Annotated in this window: 16 protein-coding genes; 11 read left to right on the forward strand and 5 right to left on the reverse strand. The window is 43.2% G+C overall.

Features of this window, described 5'->3' with window-relative positions; translation table 11 throughout:
* Nucleotides 1-207 precede the first annotated feature (207 nt).
* On the reverse strand, nt 208-1,170 hold the full coding sequence (locus tag QL982_RS07015) for an acyltransferase (protein ID WP_290162751.1): 963 nt from the start codon (nt 1,168-1,170) through the stop codon (nt 208-210).
* 526 nt (nt 1,171-1,696) lie between these two features.
* Between QL982_RS07015 and QL982_RS07020 the strand changes: the two genes are divergently transcribed.
* From QL982_RS07020 to QL982_RS07050, 7 genes are all read left to right on the forward strand, one after another.
* Nucleotides 1,697-2,353: an OmpA family protein gene (locus QL982_RS07020; protein ID WP_290162752.1), complete on the forward strand. Its 657-nt coding sequence runs from the start codon at nt 1,697-1,699 to the stop codon at nt 2,351-2,353.
* A gap of 343 nt (nt 2,354-2,696) precedes the next feature.
* Nucleotides 2,697-4,157, forward strand: a complete 1,461-nt coding sequence (locus QL982_RS07025; protein ID WP_290162754.1) for an imelysin family protein — start codon at nt 2,697-2,699, stop codon at nt 4,155-4,157.
* A gap of 287 nt (nt 4,158-4,444) precedes the next feature.
* Nucleotides 4,445-6,106, forward strand: a complete 1,662-nt coding sequence (locus QL982_RS07030; RefSeq protein ID WP_290162756.1) for a di-heme oxidoredictase family protein — start codon at nt 4,445-4,447, stop codon at nt 6,104-6,106.
* A gap of 116 nt (nt 6,107-6,222) precedes the next feature.
* Nucleotides 6,223-7,374 (forward strand): imelysin family protein, encoded by a 1,152-nt coding sequence (locus QL982_RS07035; RefSeq protein ID WP_290162757.1) that lies wholly within the window; start codon nt 6,223-6,225, stop codon nt 7,372-7,374.
* A 3-nt stretch (nt 7,375-7,377) separates the two neighbouring features.
* The gene (locus QL982_RS07040) at nt 7,378-8,946 is read left to right on the forward strand and encodes a DUF1513 domain-containing protein (RefSeq protein ID WP_290162759.1); all 1,569 of its coding nucleotides are present in this window, start codon (nt 7,378-7,380) and stop codon (nt 8,944-8,946) included.
* Nucleotides 8,947-8,971: 25 nt separating this feature from the next.
* The gene (locus QL982_RS07045; RefSeq protein ID WP_290190242.1) at nt 8,972-9,634 is read left to right on the forward strand and encodes a M48 family metallopeptidase; all 663 of its coding nucleotides are present in this window, start codon (nt 8,972-8,974) and stop codon (nt 9,632-9,634) included.
* Nucleotides 9,635-9,754: 120 nt separating this feature from the next.
* Entirely contained in the window at nt 9,755-10,357 is a 603-nt protein-coding gene (locus QL982_RS07050) for a methyltransferase domain-containing protein (RefSeq protein WP_290162763.1), read from the forward strand.
* Here QL982_RS07050 and QL982_RS07055 read toward each other — a convergent pair.
* Nucleotides 10,331-11,014 carry a hypothetical protein gene (locus tag QL982_RS07055; protein ID WP_290162765.1) on the reverse strand — a complete coding sequence of 228 codons (684 nt, stop codon included), beginning with the start codon at nt 11,012-11,014 and terminating at the stop codon, nt 10,331-10,333. The genes QL982_RS07050 and QL982_RS07055 overlap by 27 nt on opposite strands.
* A 23-nt stretch (nt 11,015-11,037) precedes the next feature.
* Nucleotides 11,038-11,946, reverse strand: a complete 909-nt coding sequence (locus QL982_RS07060; protein WP_290162766.1) for a hydrogen peroxide-inducible genes activator — start codon at nt 11,944-11,946, stop codon at nt 11,038-11,040.
* Nucleotides 11,947-12,214: 268 nt separating this feature from the next.
* On the opposite strand from QL982_RS07060, the gene ahpC reads away from it, so the two are divergent.
* Entirely contained in the window at nt 12,215-12,781 is a 567-nt protein-coding gene (ahpC, locus tag QL982_RS07065) for an alkyl hydroperoxide reductase subunit C (protein ID WP_290162767.1), read from the forward strand.
* 156 nt (nt 12,782-12,937) lie between these two features.
* Here the strand turns inward: ahpC and QL982_RS07070 are convergent, their stop codons facing one another.
* The gene (locus QL982_RS07070) at nt 12,938-13,186 is read right to left on the reverse strand and encodes a DUF465 domain-containing protein (protein ID WP_197102141.1); all 249 of its coding nucleotides are present in this window, start codon (nt 13,184-13,186) and stop codon (nt 12,938-12,940) included.
* Nucleotides 13,187-13,664: 478 nt separating this feature from the next.
* On the opposite strand from QL982_RS07070, the gene ahpF reads away from it, so the two are divergent.
* From ahpF to QL982_RS07085, 3 genes are all read left to right on the forward strand, one after another.
* Nucleotides 13,665-15,245 (forward strand): alkyl hydroperoxide reductase subunit F, encoded by a 1,581-nt coding sequence (gene ahpF, locus QL982_RS07075; RefSeq protein ID WP_290190243.1) that lies wholly within the window; start codon nt 13,665-13,667, stop codon nt 15,243-15,245.
* A 146-nt stretch (nt 15,246-15,391) separates the two neighbouring features.
* Nucleotides 15,392-16,225, forward strand: a complete 834-nt coding sequence (locus QL982_RS07080; protein ID WP_290190244.1) for a hypothetical protein — start codon at nt 15,392-15,394, stop codon at nt 16,223-16,225.
* Between the two features lie 68 nt (nt 16,226-16,293).
* Nucleotides 16,294-17,091: a hypothetical protein gene (locus QL982_RS07085; protein ID WP_290190245.1), complete on the forward strand. Its 798-nt coding sequence runs from the start codon at nt 16,294-16,296 to the stop codon at nt 17,089-17,091.
* Nucleotides 17,092-17,154: 63 nt separating this feature from the next.
* On the opposite strand, the gene QL982_RS07090 is transcribed toward QL982_RS07085, so the two are convergent.
* Nucleotides 17,155-17,502 (reverse strand): hypothetical protein, encoded by a 348-nt coding sequence (locus QL982_RS07090; RefSeq protein ID WP_290190246.1) that lies wholly within the window; start codon nt 17,500-17,502, stop codon nt 17,155-17,157.
* Nucleotides 17,503-17,589 lie beyond the last annotated feature (87 nt).

Below are 17,589 nucleotides of genomic sequence, written 5' to 3' on the forward strand. Positions count from 1 at the left end.
ATGACTATTCACATTATCAATGAATAGGGCCAAAAAACAACCCATCTTTCACTATAATTACGCATTATCATTTACATATTGCTATTTAACGTCAAGGTTTGACAAAACAGCGGTCAATCACGATGCTGACACACCCTACGTTTATTATCAGATACCATCGTTGTTCTAGGGCATGTCTTCAATTCACTCGATAGCCATCTAAAAATGCTAAGTGTTCGGAGTGTTAGGGTTTGTTTTGAACTCCGCCAACATAGTGGTAATGCGTTCATCTTTTTGGCGCCATATTTGCTCAACCCAGTCAAACATTTGCATTTTTATGTCATCATCATCTTCGTAGCCGCCTTGTTTGATACTTTCGAACAACGCATCTGGTATATCGATGTACCTCAAATCAACGCCCAAGCGTTTGATATTGCCTTTCCAAAGATCGCCATAGCTTGGCACACCGTCTGGGTACACGATGGTCATGTCTAATATGCCATCGATATCTTCCCCTAACGCGCTGATAGCCAATGATAAGCCACCCGCACGAGGTTTTAGTAAATGCGTATAAGGTGATTTTTGCTGAGCTTGTTTGGCCTTGGTAAAGCGAGTCCCTTCTAGATAGTTGAGTAGGGTAAAAGGTTTGTCTTTTAAAAGGGCACAGGCACGCTTTGCTTCTTCGATGTCTTTGCCTTTTAGAGCAGGGTTTTTGGCGACGGCTTCTTTTGAATGTCGGCGCATCATTGGAAAGTCTAAAAAATAAAAAGCTTGGCCAACGATGGGAATATAAATCAGCTCAAACTTGGTAAAAAACCGCGTGAGTGGCAAGCGTTTTTCGCCAATATACTGCACGATACTGGTATCGACCCATGATTGGTGATTACTAACCAGTAGGTATTTACCATTGGTATGAATATCGTCTGGTAGCGTGATACGCCAATCTTTGCGCGGCAACATATCATCGATTAAAGCACTGTTGCTACTGATCCAGTGAGTGGCGATTTTGATGACTGCTTTGTCCGCAATAGAGGCACCAGTGATCACTTTGCCGACACCCATTAACCATAGAGGAATACTACCACCGAAGCTATTGGCAGCGATGACACCAGTTGCGGTGGCAAGTGACACCGCTTTACCCAATTTAGGTGTACGTTTATGCATTTTTCGAATGGTAGATGTCAATCGCATGCTCAATCCTTTTCATTCTATTTGATTAATAATAAGACATATATTGCTGAAGCTGATATGGCCAAGCCATGATAAAAAAGTGACAGCAGGTACTTCGCTAGAAGTATCACTGATACGCCTGCACTCGGTTGCCTAGACCTTCTTTCAAATGGAATCGACTATATAGGATAGGGCGTGTTAAATTTTTGGCTTAGTACTCAGTAAGTGGTGCTACCGTCTAAAAGCGGTCAAATTGATACTGCCTCAGTACTACTACTGCCCAATTCAGCGATATAATTTTAGCAGAAACATGCTGTAGTGTACGGCTGTAAACGTGACTAGTGGTAGCAATGCGCAAAAACTAAACCTTTGAAATGACAGAAATATAACCTGCACTTTTCATACATAGGTGTGACAAAATATTACACAGAGTTAGATTGTAGTTGCCATAATAATGAGGTATGTAGATAAGCACTCAAAAAATATTAATGGACAATCTTGATAAAAAGTACGATTTATACAATTTTTAAACTTAAGAGGAAATATTATGCGTAACAAATTATTGATCGCAGCAGTGGCATCAGGTCTAGCACTTAGCGGCTGTACAACTGATCCAAACACTGGACAACAGCGTCTAAACAAAGCCGCTTTAGGTGGTTTAGCTGGTGCAGTTGGTGGTGCAACTATTTCAAAAGCAACAGGCGGCGACAAAACTGGTCGTGATGCTGCTATTGGTGCAGCATTGGGTGCTGGTGTTGGTTATTACATGGAGCGTCAAGCTCGTCAACTTGAGCAGCAAATGGCTGGTACAGGCGTGACGGTTGAGCAAAACCCAACCACTGGTAACATTGATCTTGTTATGCCAGGTAGCATCACTTTCTCGTTTGATGATGCAACACTTAATTCATCATTCAAGCCAACGCTAGACAAACTTGCTTCAACCATGAACCAGTATAACCAAAACACGATTACTATCGCTGGTCACACTGATAGCAAAGGTTCAGCGTCTTACAACATGGGTCTGTCACGTGACCGTGCTTACTCAGTTGCCAACTACTTGACAGCTCGCGGTGTTGCTTCAAACCGTGTAAATGTTGTTGCTTATGGTGAATCACGTCCAATTGCAGACAATAACAGTGAATACGGTCGTGGCCAAAACCGCCGTGTTGAGCTAACGGTTAATGCACCACAGAGCGTAAACTAATCAATAGTCATATATAGCTATTGGATAGGTGCTCGCTATTTTTTAGCACCCATCTATCAAAGAGAGTCAGCAATATGCTGGCTCTTTTTTTTGTATTTTTAATACGGCTAAAACAACGATTATTGATAGATATGGTTAATATTAAATTAAATATTGATAATGATTATCAATAACACTATAATTTGTCAGTGTTTGCTATCGATGCAATCTTAGATGTCTTATCGTGCGTATTGAGACCCGATGTGCATGGCTAGGACAGCCTGCTGTAACATGGCTTGATTATCAGAATAATTGAGGCTACTTAACCAAAACGAATTTTTTGCTATATTTCTTGAGGATATGTATGACGATTACCACAGTAACGAGCCGTAAGATTTTACCAACTACTTTAGCTGTTGCACTTGCAGGCTTATTGATGGTGTCGGGCTGTACAAAGCAAGCTGATGAAGACACTGCTGCGACGGCAGAGACACAGACAGAAGTAGCAAACACAGAGTCGAGTGATGGTACGGAAATGACCGCAGCCGAAAAAGCACACATCGATAGATTGATTATCAGTTATGCAAACATGGCACACGCCGCGTACAAAGACTCGTTGGACACTGCCAAAGCGCTACAAACTGCGGTAGAGACGTATGTAGCCACCCCAACACAAGAAAATCTTGATGCGGCAAAAGCTGCCTATAAAGCGGCCCGCCAACCGTACTCACAAACTGAGATTTTCCGTTTTGATGAAGGCTTCGTAACGGCAAATGACAAGCGTAGCATCAACAGCATCGATAGCTGGGAAGGTCAGATCAATGCTTGGCCACTCGATGAAGCGCTGATTGATTATGTCAGCGATGATTACGAAGGCAAATATAACAGCCAAGAAAACATCATCAATAGCGATAGCATTACTGTCGGCAGTATCAAGCAAGATACCAGTACGATTACACCTGAGCTGCTTGCAGAGATGAATGAAATCGGTGGTAGTGAAGCCAATGTCACGACTGGCTATCATGCGATTGAGTTTATGCTGTGGGGCCAAGACACCAATGGCGTAAAAGAAGGCGCGGGTAATCGTCCAGTTACTGACTATGCAACTGACGCTGGGCAGTGTACCAGTGGTGATACTGTCAATGATGATGCCAGTATCTGTGAGCGTCGCGGTGCGTTCTTGACCGCTGCTACTCAGCTATTGGTTGATGATTTGACCGCGATGGAAGCCCAGTGGCAGCCTGATACTGAGAATACTTTACGTAGTGATTTGATCGCGCGAAAATACGACAATGGTCTGCGCCAAATTATGTATCAAATGGGCAGCTTAGCATTAGGTGAGTTGGCCTCTGAGCGTATGCAGGTTGCGTTTGTGACTGGCTCTACCGAAGATGAGCATGAGTGCTTCAGTGATTTGACTCATTTGAGCTATGCCAATAATGCTCGCGGTATTCAAAACGTCTTTAACGGTAGCTATAAAACAGTCGCGGGTAAAACAGTGGGCGGCTATGGTATCAAAGACTACCTCACTGATAACGGACATACAGAAGCCGCTGATAAGTTGGCTGCTGACTTTAGCAAAGTAGAAGGCGCGTTCAACGTTATTGTAGAAAAAGGCGAAAAAGAAGGCATCAAAATTGACCAGATGATTGCAACTGTCGGTCAAGCAAGCCAAGAAGGTGTCTCTGCCGAAGAGCAAAACGTTCGCCGTGGATGGGTTGAAGCGGGTATCACTAGCTTACAAGAGCTGACTGTTGGTATCGAAAATGCGGCAAAAGCCGTTGGTATCGATAACTTAGACGCTGATGCAGGATCGCAATTTTAGTACAGCATTTTAAGACAGCTGTGACCAATTAAAAGCTTTTGATTGGCTTTATAATGCCTTATTAGCCGTTATAAAGCAGTAACCGCTATTTATTAGACACTTAGATTGGATATAATACATGCGTTGTCAGCCACCGTTGGCAACGCATTTTTACGAGCATTAAAATAGGTCAATTGGCCCGTGTATCGCCGCAATTTGTCGATGAACAATGATTCTGACGACATATCATTGAGGTGGTGTGACGCAATTTTGATGGTTCTACTCTAGCGCTAAGGCACTTAACTCCTATGAACGCCAATTATATCAAACCCTCTGATACTCCTCTCGCTGTTCACTTATCAAGACATACACCTTCTAAGCTTGCGCTCATTATCGCGGGTGTCGTTGCTGTGAGTGCGTGTCAACCATCTGATAGTGTCTCTGACAATACATCAGACAGCGGCTCAAATCATGAAAGTACGGTCAGCACCAGTGAACCCCCCCAACCGCTAACATCTGAACGTACCGAAAATATCGAAGCGCTGGCAGGTGTACCGATGCAGCAACTGGTGAGCTTTGACCCTCAAGAGATCAAGCAGGGCGGCGACTCTGGTATCAGCATTAGTAGCGCTGAAAGCTACTCTAAGCCTTCATCGAACCTAGCAGCTTCTCGCAAAGGATCGTTCTTCATCGGCAATGCCTTCTTTAAGCAGCCATGGGTCATCGCACCTGCCAGTACTGACAGCCGTGATGGACTTGGCGCATTGTTCAATGTGGCGGCTTGCCAGTCTTGCCACGTAAAAGATGGTCGTGGTCATGCACCAATGACCGCTGATGACGATGCCGATAGTTTATTGCTTCGTCTGTCTATGCCAGCGACCACCGATGAGCAGCGTCAACAGCTAAAGGACTCGCTCATTGAAAAGGTGGCTCATCCTATGTATGGTGGTCAGCTACAAGATCGCGGTATTCAGGGCGTGCCTGCTGAAGCGAGAATCGCGGTGCAGTGGACGGATAAACCAGTCACCTTTGCTGATGGGTATGTCGAGACGCTGCGTGCACCAACATTTAATCTGACCAAACCTGGCTATGGTGCTCTTGACGATGAAATGATGGTATCGCCGCGTGTGGCTCTACCGATGATTGGGCTTGGGCTGTTAGAGCAGATACCTGATGATGACATTAAAAAACAAGCGAGCGACAGTAGCAATAGCGATATCAGTGGTAAATTCAACTGGGTGATGGATCCACAAACCGGCAAGCATGCGCTTGGACGATTTGGTTGGAAAGCGGGTCAAACCAAACTGATTACTCAGAACCAAAGTGCCTTTAACGAAGACATGGGTTTGACATCAAACATCCGTCCTCACGAGTCCTGTATGCCAACGCAGACCGCTTGTCTAAATGCAACGACGGGTGCTGATGAGCAAGGTAACGGTAAACCACCTGTTGAAGTAAATGATGAGGTCGCTAAATTTGTAGAGTTTTATACCCGCAATCTCGCAGTGCCGCATCGCCGTAATGCAGATGATGAGCTGGTGCTGGCGGGCAAAAAACGTTTTTATGACATGGGCTGTCAAAGCTGCCATACGCCAAGATATCAGTTGCCAAAAACCGACGATGATCATCTTGAGCAGCATGGCCAAGTGATTTATCCTTACACAGATTTGTTATTACATGATATGGGCGATGATCTCGCTGATCGTACGATTGCTGGTAAGTTACCACCAAAAGATGCCCAAGTTGAATTTTTAGCCAACTCTTATGAGTGGCGTACGCCTGCACTTTGGGGCGTAGGGCTTGCTCAAACGGTTGATTCACAAGCGACGTTTTTGCATGATGGCCGTGCTCGTACGCTAATGGAAGCCGTTCTATGGCATGGTGGAGAGTCTGAAAAACAACAGAAAGAAGTGCTTAAACTTGATAAACAAGGGCGTGCTGAATTGAATGCGTTCTTAAAGTCATTATAAAAGTGCGATTGTTTATTTACATTTAATACCTAAATAGGGCAGATATTAATAAAACAATCTACCCTATTACAGATACAACGATTGAAATAATTACTCATATAAATACCGAGAAACCTATGAAAATAAACCACGCTTTGGCAATGGCGCTGTCTGCATTAAGTGCAGGACTGCTTATCAGCTGTGTCAAACCTGCTGATGACAATAAAGCGCCAGATGTGGACAGCCAAAAAGTTGTGCAAGACAATGCAGCTACTGACAGTTCAGTAGAAAGCAGCAAAGCAAGCACTGAGCAGATCGTTGCGGTGGATATCAGCCCTGAGACTGAAAAAACGTATTTGACGCATGTGGCAGATGACATCGTGATTCCTGCGTATGCCGATGCGGCGAAGCAAAGCGATCTCCTAAATGAGTTGGCGCAAAAGCATTGTACACAAGCGCCAGTAAGCGGTGATGAGCTACAAGCATTACGTGCGCAGTGGCTCGTATTGGCACAAGCGTGGTCGAGTGCTGAGATGATCAACTTCGGCCCTGCGACAGCCAGCATGAGTAACTTGTACATTAACTATTACCCTGACGAGCGTGGGCTGGTACACAGTGGCGTGGCCGATTTGATTGCTGCCAATCCCAAGCTAACCCCAGAGCAGCTTGCTAACGAGAGCGCCATCGTACAGGGCGTACCAGGGTTAGAAGAAGCTTTGTTTGCCAATGACAGTTTGGACGCTGGTCAATGCGCTTATGTGATCAGTGCAAGCAGTGCGTTGAGCACACGTCTAAAAGCCATCGAAAAAAACTGGCAGCAGAACGCCACTGATTTATTGGCAATTGATAAAGTAGCTGACAGCGATCAAGGTTTGAACCAATGGTTTAACTCTTTACTGTCATTGATTGAGACCATGAAGTCTAATGCCATTGATCAGCCACTCGGTCTGACGGGTAAAGCAAAAGGCCATTTGCCAGCTGTTACCGCTGGTCAAAGCCGCGCTATTATCAATGCTAAGTTAGACACCATCAATAAAGCCATGACGGATCCCGTGTTGACGGCTATCCTTGGCAGCAATGATGAAAACAAAGTCTCGGATAATCTATCGACTGCACTTGCCGACACGACCGCATTATTGGCACAAATGCCAGAAGATTTATCAAAGGCTAATAAGGATGATCAACAAGCGTTATACGATCATCTTACAGAGGTAACTCGTTTGATTAAACGCCAGTTAATCCCAGCACTTGGTATCCGTGTGGGTTTTAATAGCACCGATGGCGATTAGACGATGTCTCTTATCGAAGCGAATACTGTCGTATCAGCAGCCAAAAGTCATGACCAGTCAAATAGCGCTAATGGGTCTGGTACAAGTTCGGCACGCCATGAGCTCTTGACGACTTCCATGCTGACCGCAATAGGTACAGCAGCGTTGGTCGGTATTCACCATCGTTATCGTAAGCAGCAGCATCCAGATGCCAGCCTACAAGACTATGTGACTGGTATTCGTACGCAATGGCAGGCATTACGATCGACCACTGATTCAACGTCGAAGCTGACACGCTTGCGCTATGCTTGTCAGCAAGCAGTGGCAACAGGGAAGCAGGCTTATCATCATGCTATAGATAATGATGAGTGTGATGCGCCTGACTTTACTGCCATGCACACGACGACGATGCTGGCGCGCCCAGTTAGCTGGGTTAGTGGTGTCGCCTCTATGCCAAAAAATAAGGCTTTATCAAGCCAAAATGAGCATGACTTTGGTGTGGTGGGTATTGATGCTGACAGACAAATCGTTTGGCAAACGACCATGCCTGAGCGTGTCCACGACATCGTTGTTCAGCCTGTATCTGTCCATGTACCTGAAGCTCACGATCAACATAATACTATCGAACCAAGCCGCGACGTCGTCGTCATGGGTCGTCGTCCCAGTGAAAAGTTTTGGGTGCTCAATACGTCAAATGGGCAAGTAAAATATGCCATCAAAGCTGATTTAAACCGTCATTTTTATGGTCATGCTTGCTATAGCTTAGATGGCAGGTTGCTCTATGTGACTGAAAATGACACGGTGAGTTTGGCCGGCAAAATTGGTATCTATGATGCCGACGACGCTTATAGAAAAGTAGCAGAGTTTGACTCACATGGCATCGGTCCACATGAGCTGATTATGCATCCAGATGGTGAGACGCTAGTCATTGCAAACGGTGGTATCAAAACCGAACAAGCCTCTCGTGAGGAGCTAAATCTAGATACCATGCGACCATCGCTGGTGTATCTGAACCGTCACGATGGCGCACTGCTTGAACAGGTCATTCCTGAGCATAATCAGATGAGTGTACGCCACTTAGCTATGCACGATGATGGCACAGTGATGATCGGTATCCAATTCCAAGGTGAAAAACACATCAATGTCCCATTGGTGCTGACTCATAAACGTGGTGATACCAGCTTTACCCCACTAACCATGCCAAACAATCAATGGCAACGCTTTCACCAATATATCGCTAGCGTAGCGGTTGATAGTGAGCGCAACTTACTGTGTGTGACCACGCCAATTGGTGGCTGTGCGGCGATTTATGATTTACATACTCGTGAGCTGATTGATGATGTGAGTCTGCCAGATTGTGCAGGAGCGTCAGTTTTAGCTAACTCTGAGACATCAGCTAGTAACATCGACGACTGTACCGAGCCGACAGGGTTTATCGTCAGTGATGGTCAAGGGCAGCTAACCGCGCTAAGAGTAAATGCTTTGCTAGAGGTACAAATTGACGCGAATAATGCTGAACATTCTGAGCGGATTATCAAAGACAGTAAATTGCATATGATGTCTTTTGACAACCATTTGCAGGCATTATTGTGATAAGTGAGAGAGGTAGGGGATAACGATGGCGACACAAGATACGACATCGATATCAATACTTGCCAAGCAACAACTTGCACAAGCAGGCATTGAGCTACAGGTTACTAAAAAACGCGTCAAAAATATCAATTTTCGTCTAAAACCATACCTGTTGATGGTGTCTGTACCAGTATCTATGAGTGCTGCACAGATTGCACAGGCTGTTGCTCAGCGTGTATCATGGGCAGTGGCTAACCATGTGCAAGTATTGGAACAATATAAGCGTAAACAGCACGCCTTAACAGAATCCTTAACTGCCAATAGCCCACTATTATTATGGGGCACAGCACAGTCCTTTACGCTCAGTCCTGATGAAAAAATCACCTACTATCGGCAACAACTCTCCGAAGTCGCACCTGCACTATTTGAAAAGTGGCAGCCAATCGTTGGCGCTTATGCCAATGAAATACGTTTGAAAAAAATGCACACGCGTTGGGGCAGCTGCAACACGCGCGCAAAACGAATTTGGCTATCGGTTTATCTTCCTGCTTATCCTATCGAATGCACCGAATACGTAATCGTTCATGAGCTGTGCCACTTGCATCATGCCAACCATAGCCGTGCGTTTTGGCAAACCGTTGCCACAGCGATGCCAGATTACCAGCAATGGCATAATATCCTAGCGGGCAAGACAGGTCAGCTGGATTAGATCTAATCTTCAATATCTGTAACGTTAATAAGCCAAATATGCTAAATTATAACGGTATATTTTGTACCGTTTAAATGAAATTTAGAGTTTATGATAGAGTCAGGTGGATAAGGATATTCTATGAATAATGTCAATCAGGCTGATTTTTGGCAGCAGCGTTATGAGAAGAACAGCACTGGCTGGGATATGGGGCAAGTATCACCACCCCTCAAAGCTTACATCGACCAGCTACCTGAGAGTGCGAGAGAACAAGCGATATTGGTGCCAGGAGCGGGTAATGCCTACGAGGTGGGTTATCTACATGAGCAAGGTTTTACCAATGTTACCTTGGTTGATTTTGCGCCTGCCCCGATCCAAGCATTTGCTGAGCGTTATCCTGACTTTCCGACTGAGCATTTAATTTGCGCAGATTTCTTTGGTTTATCACCTGAGCAACATCAGTTTGATTGTGTGCTTGAGCAGACGTTTTTTTGTGCGATAAATCCAGCACGCCGAGATGACTATGTCGAGCAAATGGCTGCGTTGCTGAAGCCTAAGGGTAAGCTAGTCGGCTTGCTGTTTGATAGAGATTTTGGGCGACAAGAACCACCATTCGGTGGCACGAAAGAAGAATACCAACAGCGTTTTGAGAGCGTTTTTGATATAGAAATAATGGAGCCGAGTTATAACTCGCATGCTGCACGGCAGGGCAGTGAGCTATTCGTTAAGCTGCGATTGAAGTAGCGAATTAACCTCGCGTTTGATATTGTCGCGAGCTTGCGCTTCTAAGCGCTCATGGTAATGGTCAGTCAGATAGAGTTTGGGATGTGCTAGTAATCCTTTTAATACCGCAGTGCGACCATCACGGTAGTTGTCATCAGCGACGTGTGCGTATTCTTGCCGTATCGCGTTTGCATACTGCTCGTAGGTAGACCAAGGCGCACCCAAGATACTCAAATCCATATCTAACAAATACGCCGCATCGTTATATTGATGACTGTCTATCAACGCATCTATCTGATGGTTAGCCGTCATCATGATGAGTGCCCAGATCTGCTGGCACTGCTTTGGGCTTAGATAAAGGTTCAGAGCATCAGCCGCAAACTCAGCACTTTTTAGCTCGTTGTCGGAGCGTGTCGGCTCATATATCACATCATGATAGTACAGTGCCAATGCAATGATATGCGGCTCAGCAAGATGGTGCGTAATACTCTCAAACTGTCCAAATAGCTGCTCAATATGATTGAGCGTATGATAAGCACGTTGAGTCTCATTATAGCGCACAGCGATATCTTGCCAGAGTGCTTGCGCTTTTTCTGGCGTGACATCATCACTGATAGCAGATAAATGCAAGTACAAACGACTGCCCAGATCCATATTTATTGGTGACAATTCATTCATGTTTAACCTTTATTGCCGGCCATTTATTTTGTATTAGCCGCATCTTTAAACGCTTTATTAAACACCTCACCAAGCAAGCTCACATCATCGACACGGGCATAATTCAGACGGGTGACAAAGGCAATATGGCGATGAGGGCCTTGCTCAGCTAATGGCACCGCAACGGCATTCTGATTTTGCAAATGCAACTGATCCAGCGCCATCTCAGGTACTAGCGTCGTGCCCATATTGGCAAGCGCCATCTGAATAAGTGTGTTCAAACTGGCATCTGAAAAGCTCGACTTCATCTGTGCACGGTCGAAATGACAGACAGACAGTGTTTGATCGGTCAAGCAATGTCCTTCGCCAAGTAGCATCAGGTTGGCCGTCGCTAACTCATCTGCGTTGATGGTCTCAAGCTCGGCATGTACGTCGTCTTTTGGGAATACCGCAAAAAAGTCTTCACTCCAAAACTCGAAGCTGTGTAACCCGTCTACCGCATAAGGCAGCGCAATGATAGCGGTGTCGATATGACCGTAACGCACTTGCTCAAGCAAACGCTCTGTTTGTTGCTCGACGATGGTCATGCGAAACTCTGGATACTGATCACGCAGCGCAGGCAGTACTTTTGGCAGCAAGTAAGGGGCAATCGTTGGAATGATGCCGACGGTCATCGGATACGCAAGCGGTGTCTGATGGCTGTGCGCACGCGTGGTCAAGTCACTCACTTCAGAAAACACGCGCTGTGCCCGTGTGAGGATATCTTGACCGATAGGAGTGATCAATACCTGCTTATTATTGCGTTCAAAAATCTGAGTATCGAGCTGTTTTTCTAATTCTGCGATACCCAAACTTAGTGCAGACTGAGAGATATTGCAGTCTTCTGCTGCACGTTTAAAGTGACGATGTTTGGCGACGGCTAGGGCAAACTCAAGTTGTCGTAAAGTAATCATAAAACCTCTCTATTGATGAGCTTTTAACACGATGTAATCTCAATGTCACTTTAATGCTATATAGTCAATCATGCATAGCGCACTGATGATAAAATGTAGAGAGAATAGTTTAACAAGTTTAATAAAACAAAACATCACATTAAAAACTTTTAACTGGATTAACGATAGAATTCGCGTATAGTTTGTCAGGTAGCCCAGATAGTTAAAGGGCTAAGTAAAAAAACCATATAAATAATTTCTCATTAACTTAACTATAAAGGAGCCAATCATGGCGTCTATTATCAATCAAGAAATCCCAGAATTTTCAGCAGATGCGTATGTAAACGGTGAGTTCAAAACCATCACTTCAGAAGACGTAAAAGGCAACTGGGCAATCTTCTTATTCTACCCAGCCGATTTCACTTTTGTTTGCCCAACTGAACTTGAAGACATGGCCGCTCATTATGACGAGCTAAAAGGCCTAGGTGTAGAAGTATACTCAGTATCAACTGACACGCATTTCACGCACAAAGCATGGCATGATTCTTCAGACGCTATCGGCAAAGTACAGTACCCAATGATCGGCGATCCTACTGGTAAAATCACTCGCGGCTTTAACGTGATGATCGAAGAAGCTGGTTTGGCTGAGCGCGGTACGTTCTTGGTAGATCCAGACGGTTTGGTTCAAGTTGCTGAAATTCATGCTGGCGGTATTGGCCGTAGTGCAAAAGACATGCTACGTAAAGTAAAAGCAGCACAGTACGTTCGTGAAAACGACGGCGAAGTTTGCCCAGCAGCTTGGGAAGCTGGGCAAGAAACGCTAAAACCAAGTCTTGATCTTGTTGGTAAAATCTAAGTAATGGCTTAATCAGTCAAATCATTTAGATATTTATAGTGTTGTATATAAAGCTACTGGTTATATCAATACGATAAACAAAGACCCCATCAGCATAAGTTGATGGGGTCTTTTTATGTCTTTTATTACTCAGTATTTTTATTGCTTAATCATAAATTAAGCATGAGATTGTAGTTTGTTTTTATCGATTATTTTATAAATCTCATCTTTTAGTTGCAGCTTTCGCCGCTTCATTTGTTCTATTTCTTCATCACGGCTAGCATGCTTTACCAAATCTTTTTCCAGATGATTAATCTGTTGATCAAGCTGAGTATGCTCATCAAAAATACTGGCAAAATGGCTGTCTTTTTGCCTAAGTTCAGTAATAACATCTCTGTTGTCTTGCAATGTGTCAGTCTTTCTCATGTGTTCATCCTTGTTATGAAGCGCAAGCTAACAATCAGCATCCGCGCATTGTCGTTATGATTTTGAGCCTTGATTTTTATTAAGCCAAAACGCTCACTCAATCTTGATAAGGCTTAATACCAGCAGAAAGGCCTCATGATAAATCTATGAAAAAGCCAATCTGTCACGAGACAAATAGGAATCCTTCCTATCGGCCTTACTTGATTGTAGCGAAAAAATAATCCATATACCATCACTATCATTTGCTTATGTATTTATATTTAATTAAATAAATAGATATGCGATTGGTTTTATAAAACATAAGGTTTGAGTTTCTCAGCTTGCCCAAATGTCTCAAACCTATGATAATAGAGACATCAAAGGGCATAAGCTTATTGCCTATAATATTTTAGACAACATTATTAATACTAAATAATCCATATTTGAACGCGCAACACAACAGTTGTCGTTACATATTCAGTCATAATGGGGAACAAACATGATAGATCAAAATTTATTAGATGCCGTTAAGAGCTATAGCGAAAACATGACTCGTCCTATTACTTTTGTATTGGGTAGCGGTGAGCATAGTAAGCGTGCAGAGTTGATTGATTTTTTGACCAAGATTGCTGGAACGACAGACAAAATAAACTTCGATGCAGAAGCAACTGACGATAGTTTGCCTAGTGCGATTAGTTTTAAAGTAGTCGGTCATATCGATGGCGCATTGACAGATACGGGTATCGTTTTTAGCGGTATTCCAGGCGGTCATGAATTTACCTCGCTGATTTTGGCTATCTTACAAGCGGGTGGTCATACGCTGAAGTTGGATGAAGGTATCCAAAAGCTAGTTAAGCGCTTTAATAAGCCGCTACAGTTCCAGACCTACGTGTCATTGTCATGCCATAGCTGTCCAGAAGTCGTTCAGGCATTGAACCAGTTTGCGCTACTAAACGATGGTATCAGCAACGAGATGATTGATGGTGCATTGTTTCAAGAGCAGGTAGAAGCGAACAACATCCAAGGTGTACCAGCGGTATTCTTAAACGGTAAGCCGTTTGCTAATGGTTTGATTGACACTGCTAAATTGATCGGAAAATTGCAAGAGCAGTTCCCTGATTTATTGTCAGAAGTAGAAGAGGACGATTCTGAGCAACTAGAGCAGCAAGACGTTACTATCATCGGTGCTGGACCTGCAGGGGTGGCGGCAGCTATCTATACCGCCCGCAAAGGCCTCAAAGTCACCATGGTTGCTGATCGTATCGGTGGTCAGGTCAAAGACACGCAAGACATCGAAAACTTGATTTCAGTACCATTAACCAACGGTACGGACTTATCAAACAACTTTGTTAAGCATCTGCACGAATACAACATCACGCTAAAAGAACACGTGAGCGTGAAAGAAATCAGTGAAACTGAAGATGAGAACTATCGTATCCACCTGAATACTGGTGAGACGTTTGAGACCCGTAGTATTATCCTAGCGACTGGTGCTCAATGGCGTAAGCTTGGCGTACCAGGCGAAGAAGAAAATATTGGTAAAGGCGTGGCGTTTTGTGCGCATTGTGATGGACCTTTCTTCAAAGGTAAAGATGTATCGGTTGTTGGCGGTGGTAACTCTGGTATTGAAGCCGCGATTGATTTATCAGGTATCGTAAAACATGTCACGGTATTTGAGTTTGCTGATGACTTAAAAGCGGATCAGGTACTCATCAACAAGGCCAAAGAAAAAGCCAATATTGACATCATTACTAGCGCGGCGACTAAAGAGATTAAAGCCACAGATGGTAAAGTTAGCTCTATCGTTTATGAAGACCGTAATTCAGGTGATACCAAAGAGTTAGATTTGGCGGCGGTGTTTGTACAAATTGGCCTAGTACCGAATACTGGATTTATCAAAGGCTTTGTTGATTTAAATCGTTTCGGTGAGATTGAGATTGATGAGCGCTGCCGTACCGATCGTAAAGGTATCTTTGCTTGTGGTGATGTCACGACTGTTCCTTTTAAACAGATTAATATTGCGATGGGTGAAGGTAGTAAAGCAGCACTATCAGCGTTTGAATACTTGGTTATGCAATAAGCTGTTCAGATCCAAACCGTAAAGTACTAAAGTTAGTCTAAGAAGCCACCTCTTTTGAGGTGGTTTTTTTATGGAAAATGATTTATACCTTGTGAAGTTTTAAAAATTAACTTATGTTCGTTAATGTTTTTATAAGAACCTTAACAATGAAAAATAAATATGCAATTAGCAAAAATAGTCATTGGCTTAAATGTTTAGCTTTTATATTTTTAATATTCAGTGTTACTCACGTTTATGCAGCACAAACAGTCGATGAAATTTTGAATGAATATTATCCATACTATAACAAGAAGCTTGAGTGCCAAAGTGTAGTGGTCGATTCAAGTTTTTATGGCGTATTCTCTGATAGTGACAACAAAGCTGGTTACTGTGTTGAGATAGATCGCCAAGTTATGGTTGATACCGATGTAGGTAAACGACTTTATGTATTAGTTACTGGTGATATAGCATTTGGTGAGCATGACGAGGGGCTGACAGACAGTAATGACGCTCTTTTTTACCAAGGATTAATTGGTATGTTTGTCTTAAAGCCAGATGGTGATGGCTGGAAAGTAGAATCAGCCAGTCCTATCATGAGTGCGGGTGCACAAGGCATGGGAATACGTGACTGGAAGTTAATGCATTTAGCGCCCAATAAGTGGGGCTTTATAAATGAGGATGGTTACGAATATTCGGGTTATGTAGTAACCAGTTTGACTATATTAATGCCTAATGGGAAAAATATTATCAAAAGCTCAATCATTAATCGTCATTTTAGTGCCTATACCGATCTTTGTAATAATGAGGTGAAACGGTTATGCGATGATATCAAAGCCAAATTGCAACACATTGATACGAGTAAAGTCATTAATGGTTTTTATCCTTTAACTTTTATGGTTAACGGTCGAAAAGATAATAAGACCTATCACAATCAGGTCTATAAGATAAAATACGAGCCAAAAAAAGGGTATCAAGCGCCTGAAAATTATCCAATGAAATAGCGTCTACAGTCCTAGAGGAAATAATTTTGCGTTGTTTAAATATAATACTCTTAAAGAGAGTAGCCTTAATGATGACTGTTTTTTTCAGTAGTCATGCGCTAGCAGACATGCCTCAAACCAATAGCGCCATATCAAATGAGACTCTTATGGCTGTCTTAAAGTCCTATTATCCACTCTATAACCAGGAATTTAAGTGTCATGGTGTAATATCTGGTGGTTATACGTATGATAAAGGACAAAAAGAGGGATTTGGTTATTGCGTTGAAATAGACCGTCAGATAATGGTTAAAACAAGCAAAGGTATGCGCCTTTATATCATGGTGACAGGGGATCTAGAGTTTGATGCTAATGGTGATAGAAGATTGAAAGGTCATGCTCTATCTGGACTAGCAGGTATGTTCATACTAAAACCTAATGGTAACCATTGGCAAGTTGAGTCAGCAAGTCCTGACATGAGTGCTGGCGCTTCAGGCTACGGTTTACACGATTGGAAGTTGCTTAAGCTTGGTCCTGAGAAGTGGGGATTTGTAAATGAGCATAGTGACTTACATCAAGGATACTTTGAGTCAGGTTTTATAATTTTATCATCTGTGGGGAATAGTATTGTAGATAGCTTTATAAACAGTGAGTTTAGTAATGCTGGAACAGGCCTTTGCGGCGAAGAGCAGTTGCCTGCATGCGAAGATATAGACGTAAAAATTCATTCAATCGACAAATCTAAAGTTGTAAGTGGCTATTATCCGTTGCAGCTTATCGTCAATGGAAGTATTGATGGTAAAACTTATAACAATGTCATCTATACCAGCTATTTTAATGCAGAAAAAGGCTATCAGGTGTCTGACAATTATCCCTTAGACAGATGGTAGTTAGACAAAGAGTAAGATAGGTTGATTTGTAATCCGATCTATCTAATCTAGTTTCAATAAAGCCTAGTTCTTATTCCGAATCAACGCAATAACTGGCAGCGCAATCACATACATCAACACACCATATACCGCCGCAGGTAAAGCGATGGCAGGCAGGCCAACAGCTGTTCCCATAATGATAGGTGCTAAAGTAATCGCAGTCGTACTGTTCTGAATGCTCGTCTCTATAGAGATGGTTTTGGTATCAAACCAGCTAAGCTTTAATAATTTAGAGGTTAAAATACTAAATATAAATAAAGCCATAATGATAAGAACAAGCTCAAGCCCCATTGATGTCAACTGTGACTTTAGCAGCTCCCAGTTAGAAGCGATGGCAGCGAAGACTATCAATACGAAAAAGATACTGGCCAAGCCATTTAGAATATAGTCAAGCCTACTTAAAAGTGTTATAAACTAATTATCAAACTTAATTATTATTATAAAGACCATGACTTACTC

This window comes from Psychrobacter sp. 5A.1, from assembly GCF_030407455.1.
Lineage (GTDB): Bacteria > Pseudomonadota > Gammaproteobacteria > Pseudomonadales > Moraxellaceae > Psychrobacter.